We start from the raw sequence: 21,666 nt of genomic DNA, 5'->3' as shown, positions 1-21,666 counted from the left end.
GGGCCGGGCCAACCCTTGGCCCGGCCCCTGCCAGGACCGACAATGGACACCACCGCCGCGCGGAAGAAGGAGTGCCGCCATGCTTGACCTGATCCCTTCGCTGGGCCCGTGGCTGCACCGGCTTGCAGACGGGCAGTTCGCCGTCGCCACCATCGTGGCGGCGTCCGGTTCCGTGCCCCGGCCGGTGGGAACATCCATGCTGGTCACCGAATCCGGCGAGGTGCTGGGCAGCCTCTCCGGCGGCTGCGTGGAAGGCGCCGTGGTGGTGCTCGCCCAGGAGGCAATGGACGACGGCGGCCCGCGCCTTGAGTCCTACGGGTTCAGTGCCGCCGACGCCTTCGCCGCGGGGCTCACCTGCGGGGGACGGCTGGACATCCACATCCAGCCGGTGCCCGCCGCGGTTCCGGGCGAACCCGCCCATCCGCTGCGCACTGCCCTGCTGCAACTCGCCGAACCCGGCCCGGACCAATCCATGGCCCTGGTACGGCTGCTGGGCAGCCCGGGAGGCGCCGCCGTCGTACTGCACCACCCCGCCACGGCCGGCGTGGCCGCATCCCCGGAGCTGTCCTTCCTCCAGGGGGAGGCGGCACTGCAGGTGGAGGCCATCCTGCGCCTCGGTGGCACCGGACTGGTCAGTATTCCAGGGGCGGGGGACTGTCTGCCAGACTGGACAGGGCAGCCTATGGACGGGTCCGCCGTCCTCGTGGAGTCACGGCTGGCCCCGCCGCGGATGCTGGTGTTCGGCGCCAACGACTTCGGCGCGGCACTGGTACCGGCTGCGAAGCTGCTGGGCTACCACGTGACCCTGGTTGATGCCCGGCCCGCCTTCGCCAGGCAGCCCCGTTTTGCCGGCGCCGACCAGGTAGTGGCCGAGTGGCCGCACCGGTACCTGGCGGCGGAAGCGGCTGCGGGCAGGACGGACCACCGCACCGTGGCCGCCGTCCTGACCCATGATCCGAAGTTCGACATCCCGTTGCTGGAAGCCGCGCTGGCCCTGGACCTCGCCTACGTTGGCGCCATGGGCTCCCGCCGGAGCCACCTCCAGCGGGTGGGCGAACTCCTCAGCGCGGGTGTCCCGCCGGAGCGGATCGCCCAGCTGCACTCACCCATCGGGCTGGATCTTGGTGCCGCCACCCCCGCCGAAGTGGCGGTGTCCATCACCGCGGAAATCATCGCAGCCCGCAACCGCGCCGCCAGTTGCCTGCCGCTGCGTGAAACCTCCGGCACCATCCACCCCCACCCCGCGCCCACGCCGGCGCCTACAGACTCTGACAAGCAGGAGATCGCATGGACATGAACACCATTGAGGCGGTGGTCCGCACCACCGACCCCTCGGAATGGCGCGACGGCGACGCCTGGCTTGCCGGCGGGACGGTCCTTTTCTCCTACGGCAGCTACGCCTTCGGGCCCCAGCCGCTCAAACGGCTCCTGGACCTCGACGCCGCAGGCTGGACGCCGATCACCGTCACCGACGACGGGATCGAGCTTGCCGCCACCTGCACCATCGCCGGGCTGTACAGCCTTCCCGGGCTTCCGGATGTGTCGGACCGCGGCTGGACGGCGCTGGACCTGGTCCGGGCATGCTGTGACTCCTTCGTGGCCTCCTTCAAGGTGTGGAACATGTCCACCGTGGGCGGCAACCTCTGCACCTCGCTGCCCGCCGGCCCCGTCATTTCGCTGTGCGCCGGACTGGACGGCACAGCCACCCTCATCGCACCGGATGGCGGCAGCCGCACCCTTCCGGTGGCGGACTTCATCACCGGCGACGCGAAAAACGCCCTGGCACCCGGTGAGCTGCTCCGCAGCGTCCACCTCCCGGCGTCGGCCCTTTCCGCCCGCGTGGCGTTCCGCCGCCTGTCCCTGAGCAACCTGGGCCGGTCCGGCGTGCTGCTCATTGGAAGGCTCGACGGCGGCACCTCCCTGGTGCTGACCGTCACCGCCGCCACCAAGCGGCCCGTGCAGCTGCGCTTCGACGCGCTGCCGGACGCGGACCGGCTGGCGGCCGGACTTGATGACCATATTCCGGCGAAGCTCTACCACGACGACATCCACGGGCTGCCCGCCTGGCGCCGCGACATGACGTACCGGCTGGCCGAGGAAATCCGGGCCGAGCTGGCAGCGCCGCAGGGAACGCCGGGACTGGCTGTGTCCGGGGACTTCTGGCCGGCCCGGACCGGCGGGATGCCGGGCTCCGGGCCCACAACTCTTTCGAAAGGGGCCTGAGCATGGCCATCGAGATTAACGGAATTTCCGCGGACGCGGCACCCCGTCCCGGGCAGTGCCTGCGCACGTTCCTGCGGGAGCAGGGAAACCTGGGGGTAAAGAAAGGCTGTGACGGCGGCGACTGCGGTGCCTGCACGGTGCACGTGGACGGCACCCCGGTCCACAGCTGCATCTACCCGGCTGTCCGGGCGGAGGGCCATGCCGTCACCACTATCGAGGGGCTCGCGGATGCCGGCGCCCACGACGGGCAGCTCCACCCGGTGCAGCAGCAGTTCCTGGAGCGCCAGGGCTTCCAGTGCGGCTTCTGCACGGCCGGCATGGTGATGACGGCCGCCACCTTCACAGATGAACAGAAGGAGAACCTGCCCCGGAACCTCAAAGGCAACCTCTGCCGGTGCACCGGCTACCGTGCCATCGCGGATGCCGTCTGCGGGGACGCCGGGCACCCGGATCCCCAGGGGCCGGGCTCCGGCATCGCAGGGGACGGGCAGCCGGATCCGGAGCCGGGCCGGCTGGGCGATGACGTCCCGGCGCCGGCCAGCCGCGCAGTCGTCAGGGGCGCTGCCCGGTACACCCTGGACGTGCCGCCGGAGCAGCTGCAGGGGCTGCTGCACCTGAAGATCCTGCGTTCGCCCCATGCCCACGCGCGGGTGGTGTCCATCGACAAGGCTGCGGCGCTGAGGGTTCCCGGCGTGGTAGCCGTCTTCACCTCCGAAGACGCCCCGGAACAGCTGTTCTCCACCGCACAACACGAGCTGTTCACGGACGACCCCGATGACACCCGGGTGCTCGATGACGTGGTCCGGTTCATTGGGCAGCGGGTGGCCGCCGTCGTGGCTGAATCGGTGGGCGCCGCGGAAGCCGGCGTCCGTGCCCTCCGGGTGGACTATGAGGAACTCCCGGCGGTCCTCTCACCGCAGGATGCACTGCTGCCCGGCGCCCCGCTGGTCCACGGTGGCAAGGATGCTGCAGGTTCCCGGATCGCCCGTCCTGATCGGAACGTGGTGGCGGAGCTCCACTCGGAGCTGGGCAGCGTGGCCGACGGTTTCGCTGCCGCCGACTTCATCCACGAAAAGACCTACCAAACCCAGCGGGTCCAGCACGTGGCACTGGAAACCCATGCAGCCATCGCCTCGGTGGACGCTGAAGGACGGCTGCAGGTGCGCACCTCCAGCCAGGTCCCCTTCCTGGTCCGCCGCACCCTGTGCCGGATCTTCGGCCTGGAAGAGGACAAGGTGCATGTGGTGGCCGGCCGCGTGGGCGGCGGGTTCGGCGGCAAGCAGGAAGTGCTCACCGAGGACCTCGTGGCGCTCGCGGCCCTCAAGCTCGGCCGGCCCGTCCAGCTGGAACTGACCCGCACCGAACAGTTCACCGCCACCACCACCCGGCACCCCTTCACCATCAAGCTGAAGGCCGGAGCCAGCAAGGACGGGAAGCTGACGGCCCTGGAGCTGGACGTGGTGACCAACACCGGCGCCTACGGAAACCACGGCCCCGGCGTCATGTTCCACGGCTGCGGCGAATCGCTGGCGGTCTACAACTGCGCGAACAAGAAGGTGGACGCGCATTCTGTGTACACCAACACCGTGCCGTCCGGAGCTTTCCGCGGGTACGGGCTGAGCCAGATGATCTTCGCCGTCGAGTCCGCCATGGATGAGCTCGCCGCCGGGATCGGCATGGACCCGTTCGAGTTCCGCCGCCGGAACATGGTCCGGGAAGGGGACCACATGCTGTCCACCCAGCCGGACCCGGAAGAGGACGTCCATTACGGCAGCTACGGGCTGGACCAATGCCTGGACCTGGTCAGGGACGCGCTGGACCGCGGTCGCGAACGCTACCGGCAGGCCGGCCTTGAGGACCTGGGGCCTGACTGGATGGTGGGCGAAGGCACGGCCCTGTCCATGATCGACACCGTGCCGCCGCGCGGCCACTTTGCCCATTCAAGGCTCCGGCTCCTGCCGGACGGAACGTACCAGGCCGACGTCGGGACCGCCGAGTTCGGGAACGGCACCACCACGGTGCACGCCCAGCTTGCCGCTACCGCCCTCTCCACGGAAGCGTCCAGGGTGGCGGTGCGGCAATCGGACACGGACCTGGTAGAGCACGATACCGGCGCCTTCGGCTCGGCCGGCACCGTAGTGGCCGGCAAGGCCACCCTCGCCGCAGCAGAGGAACTGGCCGTCCGGATCCGTGCATTCGCCGCCGGCATCCGGCAGACCCAGGCGTCCGCCTGCGTCCTTGAGGACGACGTCCTGGTGGTCGACGGGACTCCCGTGGCACTGTCTGAACTGGCCCAGGCCGCGGAGAGTGCCGGCGTCGAACTCGCCGCCGAGGGGCGCTGGGGTGGGACTCCGCGCTCCGTCGCATTCAATGTGCACGGCTTCCGGGTGGCGGTGAACCGCGGCACCGGCGAGCTGAAGATCCTGCAAAGCGTGCAGGCGGCCGACGCCGGCGTGGTGGTCAACCCGCGGCAGTGCCGCGGCCAGATCGAAGGTGGGATCGCCCAGGCCCTTGGCGCCACGCTCTACGAGGAGGTGGTGGTGGACGACGCCGGAAAGGTCACCACGGACATCCTGCGGCAGTACCACATCCCTACTTTTGCGGACGTGCCGCGCAGCGAGGTGTACTTCGCGGACACCAACGACAAGATGGGGCCGCTGGGGGCCAAGTCGATGAGCGAAAGCCCCTTCAACCCGGTGGCGCCGGCGCTGGCCAACGCCATCCGCAACGCCACGGGCGTGCGCTTCGCGTCGCTGCCAATTGCCCGGGACCGCATCTACCTGGGGCTGAAGGAGGCGGGGCTGGTGCCCAAGCTCGAGCACGCCCGGTCATAACGCCGGGGCCCTGCCCGCACCGTGCGTGCGGAAGGCCCAAAAGGTGTTCGCAGCGGGGCAACCTGACTGCGGGTTGCATCGTTGCATATAGTCAGGGGATGGAACAGCGGATTTTAGGCAAGACCGGACGGAACGTCTCCATCGTGGGGCTCGGCACCTGGCAGCTCGGCGCGGACTGGGGCAACGTGGACCCGGCACAGGCGCAGGCCATCCTCGCCGCCTCCGTGGAGGCCGGGGTCACCCTCTTCGACACCGCAGACGTGTACGGCGACGGCAAGAGTGAGCAGGCTATCGGGAAGTTCCTGGCGGACAACCCGGGCCTCGGCGTCACGGTGGCCACCAAGATGGGCCGCCGGATGGAACAGCGGCCGGAAAACTACACGCTGGCCAATTTCCGCCAATGGGTGGACCGCTCAAGGAAAAACCTGGGCACGGACACCCTGGACCTGGTCCAGCTGCACTGCCCGCCCACCCCGGTCTACAGCAACAACGAGGTCTACGACGCCCTGGACACCCTTGTGGCCGAAGGCGCCATCCGTAACTACGGCGTCAGCGTGGAGCGGACGGACGAGGCCCTCGAAGCCATCCGCCACAAGGGAACTGCCTCGGTGCAGATCATCCTGAACGCCTTCCGGCTCAAGCCGCTGGACGAGGTGCTTCCGGCCGCCAAAGCGGCCGGGGTGGGCATCATCGCCCGCGTGCCGCTGGCGTCCGGCCTGCTGTCCGGGAAGTACTCGAAAGAGACCACCTTCGCGGAGAACGACCACCGGAACTACAACCGCAAGGGCGAGGCGTTCGACGTTGGCGAGACTTTCTCCGGCGTGGACTACGAACTGGGCCTGAAGGCCGTGGCGGAGTTCGAACAGCTGGTGCCGGAGGGCGCCACCACCGCGCAGGCGGCCATTGCGTGGATTGCCGCGCAGGACGGCGTCACCTCGGTGATCCCCGGCGCGCGCAACGTGGATCAGGCCAGGGCCAACGCCGCCGCGGCCACGGTCAGCATCAGCGAAGAGTTCGACGCCGGCGTCCGCTGGATCTACGACCACTACTTCCGTGAGGCCATCCACCCCCGCTGGTAAGGCAGCACCTGTGGGCGGCAGGGAGTTGAACGATGACCAAGACGTCGGACTACCGGGCGGTCCTGGAAGCGCTGCCGTCGGCGCAATGGGAGGCGTACCTCCGCGCCGAGTCAGGATTGCCGGGGCCGCGCGGCAACCTTGAACTGGTTGCGGCGTTCGCCGACGTGGCGGATCCCGGCCTCATCCGACGGCTCGTTGACAGTCCGGACGAGTACCTTGCCATGTGCGCTGCTGTCGGCCTCGGCCGCCTGCTTGCCGCGGGTGACCAGCGCGCCGCGGAAACACTAAGGGTCATGGCGGAGGACGGGCGCTGGCGGGTTCGTGAAGGTGTTGCCATGGCCCTGCAGCGGCTGGGAGACGCGGACATGCGGGCACTGTGGGCGTTGGCCAGGGAATGGGTGGACGGGAAGCCCCTGGTCCAACGTGCCCTTGCAGCCGGGGTCTGCGAACCACGGCTGCTCCGCGTACCGGAAGATGCAGCCAAGGCAGTGGAAACCCTCGACCGGATCACGGCGTCGGTCGAAGGAACCGGCCCGGAATCGCGGAAGCTGGATCAATTCCGCGTGCTGCGCCAGGGGCTCGGCTATTGCTGGAGCGTTGCCGCGGCCGCTTCCCCTGCCCTGGGCTTCGCGCGGCTGGAGCGGTGGGCAGCCAGCCAGGACAAGGATGTCCGCTGGATCGTGCGCGAAAACCTTCGGAAAGCCCGGCTGTCCCGCGCGGACGCACCGGCAGCGGAACGCGTTGCGGCGGTCCTGGACCACTCCGGCGGATGACAGCGCCAGCAATTCAAGCCTTCGTTGAGCGGCTGGCCGCCGTCGAGGCCGGGCCGGCCTGCAACAACTTCTTCAACCGTTCCGTCCCGGCGAATGAGCTGCGCCGGCGCAACCTTGAGATCTACCTGCAGGAAATGCTGGACCGGCGGCCCAGGGTACTGCTGGTGGGTGAGGCCCCGGGCTTTAGGGGCATGCGGATCACGGGCGTGCCCTTCACCAACAGGACCATCATCGAAGGTCCCGTCAACAGGTTTGGACTCTTCGGCCCCGGCAAAGGCTATGTGCTGCCGCCGGACGCCGCGGGAATAGCCGCCGAACCTACTGCAACGGTGCTGTGGCAAGTCCTCGAAGAAGTGGACATCGTACCGCTGCTCTGGAGTGCTTTCCCCTGGCACCCCCACCAGCCCGGCAAGCCCTTGTCCAACCGCACACCAAAACCCTCGGAAACCAAGCTCGGAACATCCTTCTGGCAGGAGCTCGCGGAGATCTTCGGGATCAGCTCCATCGTGGCAGTGGGAAATGTGGCCCAGCACAGCCTGCAGCGCAGCGGCCTGGCTGCCCCTAAGATCCGGCATCCTGCCCATGGCGGCCGGTCCGGCTTCAAGCGGGGACTCGAGGAGTTGCTTGAGGGAAGGCTGCAGGATTGACCTGACTCTTCACGGCCAGAATGTCGGACCCCCTTGCCATGATGGGTTTATGGGGAAAGCGGCGGTGGTGAGGGCGTTCGAGGAGATCCGTGCTGCCCTTGCTGTGCTTCAGGCTGAGGTGGATGGGGAGGGTCTGGAGGCGTTCGCGGATGCTGATGCGGTTTCTGATCCGCTGGCCGGTTTGGCGGATGGGTGCCTGGACATCCTCGCCGGGGCCCGGGAGGTCGAGGCGCGGGTTGCGGGGGTGAAGGCGAAGGCTGCGGTGGCGTACGCGGAGGCTGCGCATGCTGTGGCGGGGCCGGACGTGCCGGTGGTGGCGCAGGAAATGGCGGTCGCGGCGGAGATCGGGTGCGTGCTGGCCCTGGGTCCGCGGGCGGCGGCGTCGTTCCTGGCCACCTCCCACGCCCTGACTGTTTCCTTGCCGCGGACTTTGGAGGCGCTGCAGTCCGGAACCCTGTCGTGGCAGCACGCGCTGGTGATGGCCGACGAAACGGCGAGCCTTGATGTGGCGGGGGCGGCGGCGTTGGAGGCGCATTTCCTGCCACCCGATACACCGGACCCGGACGCCCTTCCCCCGGCCAGGGGGTGCCCGGTTGGGGAACTGCCGGCGCACCGGTTCCGGGTCAAGGCCCGGACCTGGCGGGAACGCCACCACGCCGAATCGATCGAGAAGCGGCACGCCAGGGGTGTGGCGGAGCGGCGGGTGGAGTTCCGGCCGGACCGGGACGGGATGGCGTGGCTGGGCGCGTACCTGCCCGCGGACCAGGCCATGTCCGGCTGGAACCGGCTCACCGCTGCCGCACGGGGCCTGCAGGGGCCGGCCGAGGACAGGACCATGCCCCAGCTGCGGGCCGACAGTTTCGCCGCAGCGATCCTCGGCAGCGGCGACACCCGGGGCGGCAGCACCAGTCTCAGCAGTGCCAGTGCCAGTGCCAGTGCCAGTGCCACTGCCGGCGCCCTGGCTGCTGCGCGGCCGGGCGCCGGTGCCGGTGGCACTGATAGCGCCGCATCGGGAACTGGCCACCAGTCGCCATCGGTCCGCGCCGAGGTCCTGGTTACGGTTCCGGTGTTCGCGCTGATGGGCCTGACCGATGAGCCGGCGATGCTGGATGGGTATGGTCCGGTGCCGGCGTCGATGGCGCGGCGACTGGTCGCGGACGGGGCGGCCTCGTTTTACCGGGTGTTGGTGGACCCGCGGGACGGGGCGCCGTTGGAGATCGGCCGGAAGAGTTACCGGGTTCCCAGGGCGATGCGGGCCTGGCTGCGGATGCGGGACGGGAAATGCCCGTTCCCGGGCTGCAGCAACACCTCCCTGGACACGGAGGCCGACCATCTTCTCGCCTGGCACCACGGCGGCACCACCGGCATCAGCAACCTGGGACAGCCCTGCCCGAAGCACCACCGGCTCCGGCACACCACCGGCTGGAGACCCACCCCGGCCAGCACGAACGAACCACCGGGCTGGACCTCGCCCACCGGCCGCCACTACACAAGCGAACACCAGGACTGGGAACCACCAAGGTGGCCGGAACGCCCACAGCCGGGCAGCATCGACATCGTTCACCACGGCACGTCCCCCTGGGAGGATGCCCTTGAGAAGTTCCTGCACGCCCATGCCTGACCACCCTCGGTTGCTAACGGAGAAGCCCCAACTGGTCCGGGGTATCCACATCCTCACCCGTTGACTGGTCGCTGCAATCCACCTCATCCACCAGTTCCGGATGCGCCCGCAGGAAGCCGCGTGCGCCGGCGTCGCCCTTCACTGTTGCACACACCGCTTCCCGCAGGGTCACGTCGATGAGCAGGGGATGGCCGCGCTGGAGTTCAGCGTCCCCGCCCTCGCCGGGGCCGTCGCGTCGGCGGTAGGCGGCAGCGGTAATCCGTCCGGGGCGGTGGCGGTCCAGCAGCCGCTCCACGGTTTCGGAGGTCAGGCCCGGCTGGTCCACCAGCGCAACCAGCAGGTGGTCCTGCGGAGCCGCGGCCTGGTTCCCGAGCAGGAAGGAGCTGCCCATGCCTGACTGCCATTCCACGTTGGTCAGCACGCGGCACTGGTCCAAACGGGCAGCAGCCTCAACATCAGCTGCTCCAGCCCCCAGGACCACCACCACTTCCCGGCAACCGCCGTCGAGCAGCCTGCCTGCGATGGCCTCAACCAGTGGCCGACCGCGATACGGCAACAGGGCCTTGGGGCCCAAACCCAGCCGTGTCCCGCCTCCGGCTGCCAGCACAATGCCCGTCACCCTGGGGCCAGCCGATTCCGTTCCGCGGGCATCCATGCTCGTCATAGCTGCACTGTAGTGCTTCCGAGGCGGTGGCCTTTTACACACCAAGTTCCCGGGCACGCCGCAATGCGCCAACGGCTCCAGCCACGAGCTCCTGCACGATCCCTGCGGCCGGGAGAATGCTGCTGACCAGCCCCGCGGACTGGCCGGTGAATGGTACATACTCCTCCATCCGCCCCTCCCGGATTCCCGTTCCAATATCTTCCTGGAGCCGGGCCGACTGCTGCACCGCTCCAGCCCGGTTGGGTTGCCACTGATCTATGAAAGGGGTCCGCAGGGCGCGGGGAACCACATCGAAGGCACCGCTCCCCGGTTTCGTGAAGATATCGTCCCAGACCTCCACCTTGACGGCGTCCTGGGCTTCGGCGGCTACCAGGGAGCGTTTCCAGCCTTCGCTGATCGATGCTTCTGTCGACGCCAGGAAACGCGTCCCCATATTGGCTCCCTGGGCGCCCAGCATGAGGGCAGCCGCCAAGCCCCTGCCGTCTGCAATTCCACCCGCAGCCAGAACCGGCAAGGGATTCACCGCATCCACCACCTGCGGCACCAGGACCAACGTGGAGATACTCCCGCCGAACCCGCCGGCTTCAGCTCCCTGGGCAATGATCACGTCCGCGCCGCGGTCCGCAGCCAGCCGGGCCTGCTGGACAGTGTGGACCTGCTGTACAAAAAGGCCACCCGCTGCATGCACCTTTGCCGGGAATCCGTACGGATCGCCCAGCGCCATGGAAATCACAGGCGCCTGCATCTCCACAGCTATGTCGAAGGACTCGGGGTGGCCCTGCAGCCAGGGCTGGGTGAAGTTCACCGCGAAAGGCCGCCCGGTGAGCTCCCGGATTCGCCGGATGCTGCCGCGAAGATCCTCGGCGGTGCGAAGTGCACCGCCGAGGCTGCCCAAAGCGCCTGCGTTGGAAACAGCAGCAGCCAGTGCTGCATCGCTCCCGAAGAGCCCCATTCCCGCCTGCATGATGGGGTAGTCAATTCCGAGGAGTTTACAAAAAGACGTCCGCAGCATCGGACTCCACCGCTGCTCCTTCACACAACAGGGACTGGCTTACAGGGCAAGTACAGACCGCAGCTGCACCGTCGTCAATAGGCCCAAAGGCCTCCGGAATTTGGCGCGGTTCCCCGTCTCAGGCGTCGCCGCCCGCGCCACCGGTGGTGCCGGCGTTGACGTCCAGGAGTTTGTAGCGGTCCAGGGCATACGACGGCGCGCTTTCCTCAACCTCGCCCCTCGCCGCCAGCATTTGCAGCACTTTCACCACGATGGAGTGGGTGTCGTTCTTGAAGTAGCGGCGCGCTGCTGCGCGGGTGTCGGAGAAGCCGAAGCCGTCGGCGCCGAGGGTGGCGAATTCGTTGGGGACGAACTGCCGGATCTGGTCGGGGACGGCTTTCATGTAGTCGGAGACGGCGACGATGGGGCCGGTGGCGCCTTCGAGTTGCTGGGTGACGAACGGGGTGCGGGCGGGTTGGCCGGGGTTGAGGAAGGCTTCTTCTTCGGCGGCGAGGCCGTCGCGGCGCAGTTCGTTCCAGGAGGTGACGGACCAGACGTCGGCGGAGACGTTCCAGTCGTCGGCCAGGACGCGCTGGGCTTCGATGGCCCAGGGCACGGAGACGCCGGAGGCGAGGATCTGGGTGCGGGGGCCGTCGATCTTTGCCGGTGCGAGCAGGTAGATGCCCTTGATGACGCCTTCGATGTCGAGGTTTTCGGGTTCGGCGGGCTGGACGATGGGTTCGTTGTACACGGTGAGGTAGTACATGACGTTCTTGTCCGTTGAGTCCGGCCCGTACATGCGTTCGAGGCCGGAGCGGATGATGTGGCCGATTTCGTAGCCGTAGGCGGGGTCGTAGGTGAGCACGGCGGGGTTGGTGGAGGCGAGCAGGGGGGAGTGGCCGTCGGCGTGCTGGAGGCCTTCGCCGGTGAGGGTGGTCCGGCCTGCGGTGGCGCCGATGATGAAGCCGCGGGTCATTTGGTCTGCTGCGGCCCAGAAGGCGTCGCCGGTGCGCTGGAAGCCGAACATGGAGTAGAACACGTAGACCGGGACCAGGGGCACGCCGTGGGTGGCGTAGGAGGTCCCGGCTGCGGTGAAGGCTGCCACGGCGCCGGCTTCGTTGATGCCGGGGTGGATCAGTTGCCCGGCGGGGGATTCCTTGTAGGCCAGGACCAGGTCGCGGTCCACGGAGAGGTAGTTCTGGCCCTCGGGGTTGTAGATCTTCGCGGTGGGGAAGAACGCATCCATGCCGAACGTGCGTGATTCATCCGGCACGATGGGCACAATCCTGCCCCCGAACTTTTTGTCACGGAGCAAATCCTTGAGCAGGCGGACGAAGGCCATGGTGGTGGCGGCCTGCTGCTTGCCAGAACCCCGCCTGGCTACCTCGTAGGACTTTTCATCCGGAAGCTCCACAGCACTGTATCGGCTGCGGCGCTCGGGAACCGATCCGCCCAACGCCCGCCGCCGTTCAAGGAGGTAGGCGATCTCGGGTGCATCCAGGCCCGGGTGGTAATAGGGAGGCCGGTATGGGTCGGCGTCCAGTTGTTCGTCCGAGATGGGGATCCGCAGGTAATCCCTGAAGTCCTTGAGATCCTCGACCGTCAGCTTCTTCATTTGGTGCGTGGCATTCCTGCCTTCAAACCGCGGTCCCAGGCCGTAGCCCTTGACGGTGTGGGCGAGGATGACGGTGGGTTTGCCCTTGAATTCGGTGGCGGCTTTGTAGGCTGCGTAGACCTTGCGGTAGTCGTGGCCGCCGCGTTTGAGGTTCCAGATCTGGTCGTCGGTGAGGTCCGCGACGAGGTCTTTGGTCTGCGGGGTTTTGCCGAAGAAGTGTTCGCGGACGAACCCGCCGGATTCGGCCTTGTAGGTCTGGTAGTCCCCGTCGACGGTTTCGTTCATGATTTTCACCAGGGACCCGTCGGTGTCGCGGGTGAGTAGGTCATCCCATTCCCGGCCCCAGACGACCTTGATCACGTTCCAGCCCGCGCCGCGGAAGAACGCTTCGAGTTCCTGCATGATCTTGCCGTTGCCGCGCACCGGCCCGTCCAGGCGCTGGAGGTTGCAGTTGATCACGAAGTTCAGGTTGTCCAGGTTTTCGTTCGCCGCCAGCTGCAGCAGGCCGCGGGATTCGGGTTCGTCCATTTCGCCGTCGCCCAGGAACGCCCAGACCTGCTGGTCCGAGGTGTCTTTCAGGCCCCGGTTGTGCAGGTACCGGTTGTTCTGGGCCTGGTAGATCGCGTTCATCGGGCCGATGCCCATGGACACGGTGGGGAATTCCCAGAAGTGCGGCATCAGGCGCGGGTGCGGGTAGGAGGACAGGGCGTGGCCCTCGCGGGACTTTTCCTGCCGGAACCCGTCCAGGTCCTCCTCGGAGAGGCGTCCTTCCATGAACGCCCGGGCGTACATGCCGGGGGAGGCGTGGCCCTGGAAGAAGACCTGGTCCCCGCCGCCGGGGTGGTCCTTGCCGCGGAAGAAGTGGTTGAACCCGACCTCGTACAGGGTCGCGGCACCGGCGTAGGTGGAGATGTGCCCGCCGACGCCGATATCGGGCCGCTGCGCCCGGTGGACCATGACGGCGGCGTTCCACCGCATGTAGGCCCGGTACCGGCGCTCGTACTCCTCGTTGCCCGGGAACTGGGCTTCCTGGTCCACCGGGATCGTGTTCACGTAATCGGTGGTGGTCACCATCGGCACCCCGACGCTCTGCGCGCCGGCGCGCTGCAGCAGGCTCCGCATGATGTATTGGGCACGCTCGGTGCCCTGTTCCCTGATCAACGCATCCAGGGACTCAACCCACTCGGCAGTCTCTTCCGGATCACGATCAGGCAGCTGGTTAGTCAACCCGCTGAGGATATGGGAGGTATCTTCTCCTGCAGCCACGGCAGCCTCTTTTCATCTTCGAATGCTCGGCTTGAGTTTTCATATTACGAGAAAACATTATTGCTAGATGAGATTAGTCAGACGCGGGGGTATGGTCAATGCGACCGGTGCCCCTGAGCCCGCAGAGTGCGCAGGCCGGGAGGAAGAAGCGGTTTGTGACTGCCGCCCATGCCGGCATTGCTTGACGTTCCCGTGACGCAGGTCATACTCTTATTTCACTATTCAATATCTTGATTCCGCAATGTGGAATAACAGAAACGACCCGAGGTCGGCCTCACCACACGGAATCCACCAAAGAATTGAGACCCCTATGCAAACCCCTCCATCGGCGGGCGTTGACGCGGACCTGGACCTGACAGCGCCGTCAGCCGGGCCGGTCCACCCGGCCGGCAGCGTTGAAGCCCTGTGCGAATCGGCCAGCGCGGCTTCCGGCAAGAGCATCAGCCCTTCCCTCTACAATGCAGACCTTGCCCCCACCAAACGCGCAGGCCGCAGCTGGACGAGCTACAGCATCTTCACCCTGTGGGCCAATGACGTGCACAGCCTGGGCAACTACGCCTTCGCCATCGGGCTGTTCGCATTGGGGCTGGGCGGGTGGCAGATCCTGATGGCACTCGGCATTGGTGCCGCGCTGCTGTTCGGCCTCCTTACCCTTTCCGGCTTCATGGGGGTGAAGACCGGCGTCCCCTTCCCGGTCATGAGCCGCATCAGCTTCGGCATCAGGGGCGCCCAGATCGCCAGCCTCCTCCGCGGCGCGGTGGCCGTGGCCTGGTTCGGCATTCAGACGTACCTGGCGTCCGTTGTCTTCCGCGTCATGCTCGTGGCCATGTTCCCGGGCCTCCACGACCTGGACCAGGACTCCCTCCTGGGGCTGTCCACGCTGGGGTGGATGGCATTCGTGGCCCTCTGGGTGGTCCAGCTGGTCATCGTCAGCTTCGGCATGGAGATGATCCGCAAATACGAGGCCTTCGCCGGCCCTGTCATCCTGGCCACCATGGCCGCAATGGCTGTCTGGATCTTCGTGGAAGCCGGCGGAAGCATCGCCTGGTCCTCCAACAAGGCCCTGGAAGGGCCGGAAATGTGGCTCACGATCTTCGCCGGCGGCGCCCTATGGGTTTCGATCTACGGCACCTTCGTCCTGAACTTCTGCGATTTCACCCGCTCAGCCGTCTCAAAGAAGGCCGTGGTCCGCGGAAACTTCTGGGGCATCCCCATCAACATGCTCGTGTTCGGCGCCATCGTGGTGGTCATGGCCGGTGGCCAGTTCAAAATCAACGGGACCATCATCAAGAGCCCCTCGGATATCGTCCAGACCATCCCCAACACGCTCTTCCTGGTCCTTGCGTGCCTTGCCCTGCTGATCCTGACCATCGCAGTGAACCTCATGGCCAACTTCGTCGCCCCTGTCTACGCCCTGACCAACCTGTTCCCCCGGCGGTTGAACTTCCGCAAGGCAGCAATGGTCTCCGCCACCATCGGCCTGGTCATCCTGCCCTGGAACCTCTACAACAACCCGCTGGTCATCGTGTACTTCCTGGGCGGCCTCGGTGCCTTGCTCGGCCCGCTGTTCGGCGTCGTCATGGCTGACTACTGGCTGATCCGCCGTGGCAAGGTCAACGTCCCGGAGCTCTACACGGCATCACCGGAGGGCGCGTACTTCTACAGGAAGGGCGTCAACCCCCGGGCGGTCATCGCCATGGTTCCGGCCGCCGTCCTTGCCCTGCTGATCGCCTTCGTACCGGCACTGGCTGCCGCGGCACCCTTCGCCTGGTTCTTCGCAGCGGGCATTGCGGCGGCACTGTACTTCTTCATCGCCGACCGCAACCAAAGGCTGGACGACCACGACGGGGAAGCCATCGCCGTCGTCAGTACCCACTGAGCCAGTCACAAGCCAAGGACCTACCCAATGCGCATACTTGTCGCCAACGTAAACACCACGCAATCAATGACGGACTCCATCGCGGCCTCGGCACGCAGTGTTGCCGCTCCCGGCACGGAAATCGTGGGAATCACCCCGAGGTTCGGCGCGGACTCCTGCGAAGGCAACTTCGAAAGCTACCTGGCTGCCATCGCCGTGATGGACGCCGTCACCTCCTTCCCGGGAACGTTTGACGCCGTCATCCAGGCCGGCTACGGCGAGCACGGGAGGGAAGGGCTCCAGGAACTGCTGGACGTGCCGGTGGTCGACATCACCGAGGCTGCCGCCGGCACAGCCATGTTCCTGGGCCACAAATACTCGGTGGTCACCACGCTGGACCGGACGGTTCCCCTCATCGAGGACCGGCTGAAGCTGGCCGGCCTGGACGCAAGATGTGCTTCCGTCCGTGCCAGCGGAATGGCGGTCCTGGAACTCGAGGAGGAACCGGAACGCGCCGTTGAGGCAATCATCAACCAGGCCATGCTGGCCGTCACTGAGGACAAGGCCGAGGTGATTGTCCTTGGCTGCGGCGGGATGGCGGGGCTGGACGAACAGATCCGGCAACGGGCAGGCGTTCCCGTAGTGGACGGTGTGGCCTCGGCCGTAACCATCGCCGAATCGCTGGTCCGGATGGGCCTTTCCACCTCCAAGGTGCGGACCTTCGCTGCGCCGCGTCCCAAGACCGTCATAGGCTGGCCGCTGAACAAGCCGGCCGTGCCGGCGCAGTTTTAGGCCAGGAGACCGCATGACCACTTCCCTTCCCACAGCACGCGTCGCCGTAGTGACCGGGGCCGGCTCCGGCATTGGCCGGGAGGTTGCCCGGCAGATGCTGGCCGACGGCTATCGCGTGGTGCTGGCCGGCCGCCGCGAGGCCCAACTTGCTGAAACGGCGGACGGCCACGCGGAGGCCCTGGTGGTGCCGTGCGACGTCACCCGGCGCGACGACGTCGAACGGCTTTTCGAGGCAGCGCGCCGGAAGTGGGGGCGGGTGGACGTCCTGTTCAACAATGCCGGCGTGTTCGGTCCCGCCGCCGGGGTGGATGAGATCAGCCTGGAAGACTGGAACGCCACCCTTGCCGTGAACCTCACCGGGTCCATGCTGTGCGCCGCCGCGGCGGTAAGGACCATGAAATCGCAGGAACCGCAGGGCGGCCGGATCATCAACAACGGCTCCATCTCGGCGCATTCACCGCGGCCGCGGACGGTGGCCTATACGGTCACCAAGCATGCCATGACAGGCCTGACCAGGAGCATCGAACTGGACGGCCGGGGCTACGGCATCACCTGCGGGCAGATCGACATCGGCAACACCGCCACCGACATCATGGACACCATCGGCGTCGGCTCGGGGGCCCTGCAGGCAGACGGCAGCCGCAAGGTGGAGCCCATGTTTCCGGTGGCGGACGCGGCCCGCGCAGTACTGATGATGGCCAACATGCCGGCCTCGGCCAGCGTGGGGTCAGTAGTGGTCACCGCTGCGGGCATGCCCTTCATCGGCCGCGGCTAAGGCTTCTGCCGGGCCGGAGCAGCGCGAAGGGCCGGAGGGGCTAGAGGGGCAGCAGGGCTGACAGGTCCGCCCGCAGCCCGGACGCGGCCACCTTTCCGGCGCTGACTGCGTCGGCCCACTCCATCTGTCCCGTCACCATCGCAAGCCAGGTGGCGGCGTCGCACTCAATCACGTTGGGCGGGGTGCCGCGCGTATGCCGCGGGCCCTCAACGCACTGGGTGACGCCGAACGGCGGGACGCGCACCTCCACGGAGTTTCCCGGTGCACGCGCCGTCAGCTCCTCCAGCGAGTACCTGACGGCAGTGGCCAGGACGGTTCGCGGCAAGGGAGCGTCCGACGACGGCTGGGCAGCTTCCAGCCATGCGTTCAGTGCTGCTTTGCCTTGCTGGACGTCAATACGACGGCGGGCTACGGCCATGCGGTCAGCCTTCCTTTGATGTCTGGTGTGGGAAGGGGTGTCAGTCCAGGAGGGCGGAAACAGCGGGGCCCAGGCGGATCTTTCCTACCGGCCGTCCGCCGCCCATCACCGGTTCCACAACCTGCTCCAGGGCGCTGGCAACTCCCGGGATCTCCACGGCCCCCGCCGCGGCGAGCAGCGTCAGGGCCACCAGCGAGGTGGCCCTGATGTTTCCGTCCAGGATCTTGACGGCCACGGACACGCCCTGCGGAGTGGCCATGGCCAGCACCCCCTCTGCCCCGATCTTGGCGATGATCTCCAGCTCGTCCATCACCAGGGTGTTGGCCTCGCCACGGCCCTGTACCGCCCATGGGTAATCGAGCATCGAAGTGGCGATGGTGGCGGCCCTGGCGCTGAAGCTCTGGTCCCCGGGAGCCTTGGCGAGCTGGGAGTAAGCCCTGGCCAGGCCTTTCAGGGAGACAGCCGCCACGGGGGCGCCGCAGCCGTCGATCCCCAGGTGGGCGATCTTCTCACCCGTGTATTCCTCCACAACGGTGCGCACGCGCTGCTGCAGCGGGTGGTTCGGCTCCAGGTAGCTGTGCGTGTCCCACCCGTTTTCCGTGCAGGCCCACAGGAAAGCGGCGTGCTTTCCGGAGCAGTTGTACGCCAGCCGCGACTTGCCCTTTTCGGAGCGCACCAGCCAGTTCCGGGCCGTTTCATCCTGCGGCCAGGCCTCGGGGCACTGCAGCTGGTCTTCACGGACTCCGGCGGCCTTGAGCATGCCCGCCACCACGTCCATGTGGTCCAGGGAGCCCGTGTGGCTTCCGCAGGCAATGGCCACCTGCGCGCCCCGCAGCGGAACCCCGGACTGCATGGCGGCCAATGCCTGGAACGGCTTGAGCGTGGACCGCGCGAAGATGGGCGTGTTGATGTCTCCGAGTTCGGTGACCACCGAGCCGTCGGCGGACAGGAGCACGGCGGAACCGATGTGCCGCGACTCCACAAAGCCGCTGCGTTCGATCACGGCCAGTTCGACGGCGGAGTCAACAGTGAAGGTGGCATGCGGATTATGCGGCATACTGCCAGTCTATGGGCCAGCCCCGCAGAAGCCCGGGCACTCCGGGCTGCGGCCTACTGCACGGTGACCATTATCGACTGCCAGCCTGACGCACCGTCAGGCACGGGATCTGCGCGCTGGTCGGTTTGGACCGCCCCGGTCCCGTCGGTTGCCCGTACCTTGATGTAGTGGGGGCCGGGCGTGGCGTCCCACTCGTAGGACCACTGGCGCCAGGTAACGGTGGACGCTTCGGCGGAGAGGGTGGCTTCCGCCCACCCGCCGTTGTCGATCTGGATTTCCACTTTGCTGATGCCGCGAGTTTGGGCCCATGCGGTGCCGCCCACCGCGACTTTTCCGGCCGGCACCTTCGCGAAGGACTTGGGCACGTCCACGCGGGCCATCGTCTTGATGGGGCCGCGCTCGGACCAGCCGCGCTCGGTCCAGTAGGCCTTGCTGTCCGCGAAACGGGTGACCTCCAGGTCCACCACCCATTTGGTGGCGGACACAAACCCGTACAGTCCGGGGACCACCATCCGCACGGGGTAGCCGTGCTCCAGCGGAAGCGGCTCACCGTTCATGCCGATGGCCAGCATGGCGTCCCTGTCATCCTGCAGGACCTCAAGGGGAGTGGAAGCGCTGAAGCCGTCGATGGACTTTGACAGCACCATGTCTGCTCCTTCTTTGGGCTTGGCGCGCGCCAGCACCTCACGGATGGGCAGGCCCAGCCACTTGGCGTTTCCGGCGAGGTTGCCGCCCACTGGATTGGACACGCAGGTGAGCGTGACGTGGGATTCGATCAGCTCGGCGTCGAGCAGGTCCTGGAAGGTGAGCGTCACTTCCTGCTCCACCAGCCCGTGAACGCGCAGTTCCCAGTCGTCAACGTTGATTTCCGGCACGCTCAAAGCCGTATCGATCCGGTAGAACTCGCCATTGGGCGTCAGCCACGGCGGGACGCCGGGGACCGTGGACTGGACCCCGCCCGGTACGGCGGCTGCAGCTTTCGCCGGCGTTGGCAGGCTCAACGCTTCACGGGCCTGGGCCACATTGCTGCGCGCCGCAGCCAGCAGCCGCCCACCGGTGGCGGCGATGCCCGCGGCTACGGCCGTGATCCCGGCAGTGGCGAAGAAGCGCCGGCGGCTGGTGCCTTCGCCCCCAGGCCGTTCGCCGCCGTCGGACGCTGTATCCGCCGGCGCTTCCGGCCACGCCTTCAGCCCCCACAGCGGCACCATCAGGCGGTGCAGGACCACCAGTCCGGCCAGGGTTCCCAGCACCGAAGGGATGGCGTCAGCGGCGCCGACGCCGGCGCGGGTCACCACGCTGGCCACGATCACGGCCCCCATGAAAAGTACACCCAGGACGCCGAGGGCCCATTTCCGGTAGGCCACCACGCCCAGGATGCAGGCGAGCACCGCAATGGTCAGGCCCATGCCCACGAATAGCGCTGTCTTGTCGTTGGTGCCGAACGTGGCGATCGCAAAGTCCTTGAGCCACGGCGGCGTGAAGTCGATGAAGGTGGACCCCAGGGCAAAGAGGGGGGTGGCGCGGGCGGTAAAAAATGCGCCAATCAGCTCCGCAACGGCAAGTACGACGGCGGCTGCCACCACGCCTGCCAACGCGGCCATGGTTCCGGCGCCTGTCATCCTGTTTCGCAGCTTTGTCATATGTATGGTTCGGAGCGGGCGGGACTCCGGATTGACCAGGCGGGGGAGGACACAGCTTAGGAGCGGGGAGGGTGCACAAAGTACCCTTGGACACTGTGAAGGTACTCGTCATTGGCCCCGGAGGCCGCGAACACGCCATTGTCCGCTCCCTGCTCGCCGACCCCAACGTGTCCGAGGTCCACGCGGCACCTGGCAATGCCGGCATCAGCAAACTGGTTCCCACCTACGACATCAACGGCAACGATCCCGACGCGGTCGCCGGGCTGGCCGCACGGCTCGGTGTGGACCTCGTGGTGGTGGGCCCGGAAGCTCCGCTGGCCGCCGGCGTATCGGACGCCGTCCGCGAAGCCGGGATCCCCGTCTTCGGACCCAGCAAGGCAGCAGCCCAGCTGGAGGCCTCAAAGGCCTTCGCCAAGGAGGTCATGGCGGAAGCCGGCGTCCCCACGGCGATGGCCATGGTGGCCACCAACGCCGAGGAAGCAGCATCGGCACTGGACACCTTCGGCGCCCCCTACGTGGTGAAGGACGATGGACTCGCCGCCGGCAAGGGTGTTGTTGTCACCCGCAACCGCGATGAAGCTTTGGCGCATGCCCAGTCCTGCTTCGACGCCGGCGGCTCCGTGGTCATCGAGGAGTTCCTGGACGGCCCGGAGGTTTCCCTGTTTGTGCTCTGCGACGGGCAGAACACGGTGGCGCTCTCGCCCGCCCAGGACTTCAAGCGCATCTTCGACAATGACGAAGGGCCCAACACCGGCGGCATGGGTGCCTATACCCCGCTTGAGTGGGCCCCCGAGGGACTGGTGCAGGAAGTCCTTGAACGCGTGGCCCAGCCCACCGTCAACGAGATGGCCCGCCGCGGCACCCCTTTCGTCGGCGTGCTGTTCGTCGGACTGGCCCTCACGTCACGCGGCACCCGCGTGATCGAGTTCAACGTCCGCTTCGGCGACCCGGAAACCCAGGCCGTCCTCGCCCGGCTTAAGACCCCCCTCGGTGCGCTGCTGATGGCCGCCGCCAAGGGCGAACTGGACAAGGCTGAGGAGCTGCGGTGGTCCAAGGAGGCCGCCGTCGCCGTCGTCATTGCCTCCGAAAACTACCCGGACACGCCCCGCACCGGTGACCGGATCCGTGGCCTCAAGAAAGTGGAAGCGCTGGACGGCGTGCACGTTATCCACGCCGGAACCGCCCTGGACAAGGAAGGCAAGGTGGTGTCCGCCGGCGGCCGTGTCCTGGCGGTTGTCGCCCTGGGCAGTGACCTGGTGGAGGCGCGCGAGAAAGCGTACGACGGCGTGGAGCTGGTTCAGCTGGACGGGGCGCAGTTCCGCACCGACATCGCCCGCAAAGCCGCCCGTGGCGAGATCAAGGTTCCTTACGGCGCCACCGGTTCGATGCCCATCGTGAAAGCAAAGGCCTGAC

The 21,666-nt window shown here is 67.3% G+C and carries 17 protein-coding genes; 11 read left to right on the top strand and 6 right to left on the bottom strand.

The window, feature by feature from the left end:
- The first annotated feature begins 79 nt into the window (after positions 1-79).
- The 7 genes from LDO14_RS17155 to LDO14_RS17125 all read left to right on the top strand — a co-directional run bounded on the left by LDO14_RS17155 (position 80) and on the right by LDO14_RS17125 (position 9,177).
- Positions 80-1,297, top strand: a complete 1,218-nt coding sequence (locus LDO14_RS17155) for an XdhC/CoxI family protein (RefSeq protein ID WP_223992653.1) — start codon at positions 80-82, stop codon at positions 1,295-1,297.
- Complete coding sequence (locus LDO14_RS17150) at positions 1,288-2,223, top strand: FAD binding domain-containing protein (protein ID WP_223992651.1); 936 nt, start codon at positions 1,288-1,290, stop codon at positions 2,221-2,223. The genes LDO14_RS17155 and LDO14_RS17150 overlap by 10 nt, the downstream gene beginning before the upstream one ends.
- A gap of 2 nt (positions 2,224-2,225) precedes the next feature.
- The gene (locus LDO14_RS17145; protein WP_223992650.1) at positions 2,226-5,057 is read left to right on the top strand and encodes a molybdopterin cofactor-binding domain-containing protein; all 2,832 of its coding nucleotides are present in this window, start codon (positions 2,226-2,228) and stop codon (positions 5,055-5,057) included.
- Between the two features lie 98 nt (positions 5,058-5,155).
- Entirely contained in the window at positions 5,156-6,136 is a 981-nt protein-coding gene (locus LDO14_RS17140) for an aldo/keto reductase (protein ID WP_223992649.1), read from the top strand.
- 32 nt (positions 6,137-6,168) lie between these two features.
- Positions 6,169-6,909 (top strand): HEAT repeat domain-containing protein, encoded by a 741-nt coding sequence (locus LDO14_RS17135; RefSeq protein ID WP_056391387.1) that lies wholly within the window; start codon positions 6,169-6,171, stop codon positions 6,907-6,909.
- On the top strand, positions 6,906-7,556 hold the full coding sequence (locus LDO14_RS17130) for a uracil-DNA glycosylase (RefSeq protein ID WP_056391385.1): 651 nt from the start codon (positions 6,906-6,908) through the stop codon (positions 7,554-7,556). The genes LDO14_RS17135 and LDO14_RS17130 overlap by 4 nt, the downstream gene beginning before the upstream one ends.
- A gap of 49 nt (positions 7,557-7,605) precedes the next feature.
- Positions 7,606-9,177 (top strand): HNH endonuclease signature motif containing protein, encoded by a 1,572-nt coding sequence (locus LDO14_RS17125; RefSeq protein WP_223992648.1) that lies wholly within the window; start codon positions 7,606-7,608, stop codon positions 9,175-9,177.
- Positions 9,178-9,190: 13 nt separating this feature from the next.
- Here the strand turns inward: LDO14_RS17125 and nboR are convergent, their stop codons facing one another.
- The 3 genes from nboR to aceE all read right to left on the bottom strand — a co-directional run bounded on the left by nboR (position 9,191) and on the right by aceE (position 13,713).
- Positions 9,191-9,841 (bottom strand): nicotine blue oxidoreductase, encoded by a 651-nt coding sequence (nboR, locus tag LDO14_RS17120; protein WP_223992647.1) that lies wholly within the window; start codon positions 9,839-9,841, stop codon positions 9,191-9,193.
- 34 nt (positions 9,842-9,875) lie between these two features.
- Positions 9,876-10,793 carry a nitronate monooxygenase gene (locus LDO14_RS17115; protein ID WP_263422484.1) on the bottom strand — a complete coding sequence of 306 codons (918 nt, stop codon included), beginning with the start codon at positions 10,791-10,793 and terminating at the stop codon, positions 9,876-9,878.
- 178 nt (positions 10,794-10,971) lie between these two features.
- Positions 10,972-13,713, bottom strand: a complete 2,742-nt coding sequence (aceE, locus tag LDO14_RS17110; RefSeq protein ID WP_223992645.1) for a pyruvate dehydrogenase (acetyl-transferring), homodimeric type — start codon at positions 13,711-13,713, stop codon at positions 10,972-10,974.
- Between the two features lie 310 nt (positions 13,714-14,023).
- On the opposite strand from aceE, the gene LDO14_RS17105 reads away from it, so the two are divergent.
- Genes LDO14_RS17105 through LDO14_RS17095 form a run of 3 tightly spaced genes read left to right on the top strand, consistent with a single transcriptional unit; the run spans position 14,024 to position 17,138 of the window.
- A complete protein-coding gene (locus LDO14_RS17105; protein WP_223992644.1) occupies positions 14,024-15,592 on the top strand; it encodes an NCS1 family nucleobase:cation symporter-1 in 1,569 nt (522 codons plus the stop codon).
- A 27-nt stretch (positions 15,593-15,619) separates the two neighbouring features.
- Positions 15,620-16,363, top strand: a complete 744-nt coding sequence (locus tag LDO14_RS17100) for an aspartate/glutamate racemase family protein (RefSeq protein WP_018768995.1) — start codon at positions 15,620-15,622, stop codon at positions 16,361-16,363.
- 13 nt (positions 16,364-16,376) lie between these two features.
- On the top strand, positions 16,377-17,138 hold the full coding sequence (locus tag LDO14_RS17095; protein ID WP_018768994.1) for an SDR family oxidoreductase: 762 nt from the start codon (positions 16,377-16,379) through the stop codon (positions 17,136-17,138).
- A gap of 40 nt (positions 17,139-17,178) precedes the next feature.
- On the opposite strand, the gene LDO14_RS17090 is transcribed toward LDO14_RS17095, so the two are convergent.
- The 3 genes from LDO14_RS17090 to LDO14_RS17080 are packed head-to-tail and all read right to left on the bottom strand — an operon-like array spanning position 17,179 to position 20,253.
- The gene (locus LDO14_RS17090; RefSeq protein ID WP_018768993.1) at positions 17,179-17,556 is read right to left on the bottom strand and encodes a sterol carrier family protein; all 378 of its coding nucleotides are present in this window, start codon (positions 17,554-17,556) and stop codon (positions 17,179-17,181) included.
- A 40-nt stretch (positions 17,557-17,596) separates the two neighbouring features.
- The gene (locus LDO14_RS17085) at positions 17,597-18,613 is read right to left on the bottom strand and encodes an asparaginase (protein ID WP_018768992.1); all 1,017 of its coding nucleotides are present in this window, start codon (positions 18,611-18,613) and stop codon (positions 17,597-17,599) included.
- A 53-nt stretch (positions 18,614-18,666) separates the two neighbouring features.
- A complete protein-coding gene (locus LDO14_RS17080) occupies positions 18,667-20,253 on the bottom strand; it encodes a molybdopterin-dependent oxidoreductase (RefSeq protein ID WP_223992643.1) in 1,587 nt (528 codons plus the stop codon).
- Positions 20,254-20,348: 95 nt separating this feature from the next.
- On the opposite strand from LDO14_RS17080, the gene purD reads away from it, so the two are divergent.
- A complete protein-coding gene (gene purD / locus LDO14_RS17075) occupies positions 20,349-21,665 on the top strand; it encodes a phosphoribosylamine--glycine ligase (protein ID WP_018768990.1) in 1,317 nt (438 codons plus the stop codon).
- Position 21,666: the final 1 nt, after the last annotated feature.

It is taken from the genome of Arthrobacter sp. NicSoilB11 (assembly GCF_019977375.1).
GTDB lineage: Bacteria > Actinomycetota > Actinomycetes > Actinomycetales > Micrococcaceae > Arthrobacter.
Note: the sequence above shows the minus strand (reverse complement) of the source record. Positions and strands in the feature narration are given on the sequence as shown.

What these genes read in the sequence shown, in the direction of transcription:
- LDO14_RS17155 (WP_223992653.1), top strand. Translation starts at nt 80, where the DNA reads ATGCTTGACCTGATCCCTTCGCTGGGCCCGTGGCTGCACCGGCTTGCA.
- LDO14_RS17150 (WP_223992651.1), top strand. Translation starts at nt 1,288, where the DNA reads ATGGACATGAACACCATTGAGGCGGTGGTCCGCACCACCGACCCCTCG.
- LDO14_RS17145 (WP_223992650.1), top strand. Translation starts at nt 2,226, where the DNA reads ATGGCCATCGAGATTAACGGAATTTCCGCGGACGCGGCACCCCGTCCC.
- LDO14_RS17140 (WP_223992649.1), top strand. Translation starts at nt 5,156, where the DNA reads ATGGAACAGCGGATTTTAGGCAAGACCGGACGGAACGTCTCCATCGTG.
- LDO14_RS17135 (WP_056391387.1), top strand. Translation starts at nt 6,169, where the DNA reads ATGACCAAGACGTCGGACTACCGGGCGGTCCTGGAAGCGCTGCCGTCG.
- LDO14_RS17130 (WP_056391385.1), top strand. Translation starts at nt 6,906, where the DNA reads ATGACAGCGCCAGCAATTCAAGCCTTCGTTGAGCGGCTGGCCGCCGTC.
- LDO14_RS17125 (WP_223992648.1), top strand. Translation starts at nt 7,606, where the DNA reads ATGGGGAAAGCGGCGGTGGTGAGGGCGTTCGAGGAGATCCGTGCTGCC.
- nboR (WP_223992647.1), bottom strand. Translation starts at nt 9,841, where the DNA reads ATGACGAGCATGGATGCCCGCGGAACGGAATCGGCTGGCCCCAGGGTG.
- LDO14_RS17115 (WP_263422484.1), bottom strand. Translation starts at nt 10,793, where the DNA reads ATGGGGCTCTTCGGGAGCGATGCAGCACTGGCTGCTGCTGTTTCCAAC.
- LDO14_RS17105 (WP_223992644.1), top strand. Translation starts at nt 14,024, where the DNA reads ATGCAAACCCCTCCATCGGCGGGCGTTGACGCGGACCTGGACCTGACA.
- LDO14_RS17100 (WP_018768995.1), top strand. Translation starts at nt 15,620, where the DNA reads ATGCGCATACTTGTCGCCAACGTAAACACCACGCAATCAATGACGGAC.
- LDO14_RS17095 (WP_018768994.1), top strand. Translation starts at nt 16,377, where the DNA reads ATGACCACTTCCCTTCCCACAGCACGCGTCGCCGTAGTGACCGGGGCC.
- LDO14_RS17090 (WP_018768993.1), bottom strand. Translation starts at nt 17,556, where the DNA reads ATGGCCGTAGCCCGCCGTCGTATTGACGTCCAGCAAGGCAAAGCAGCA.
- LDO14_RS17085 (WP_018768992.1), bottom strand. Translation starts at nt 18,613, where the DNA reads ATGCCGCATAATCCGCATGCCACCTTCACTGTTGACTCCGCCGTCGAA.
- LDO14_RS17080 (WP_223992643.1), bottom strand. Translation starts at nt 20,253, where the DNA reads ATGACAAAGCTGCGAAACAGGATGACAGGCGCCGGAACCATGGCCGCG.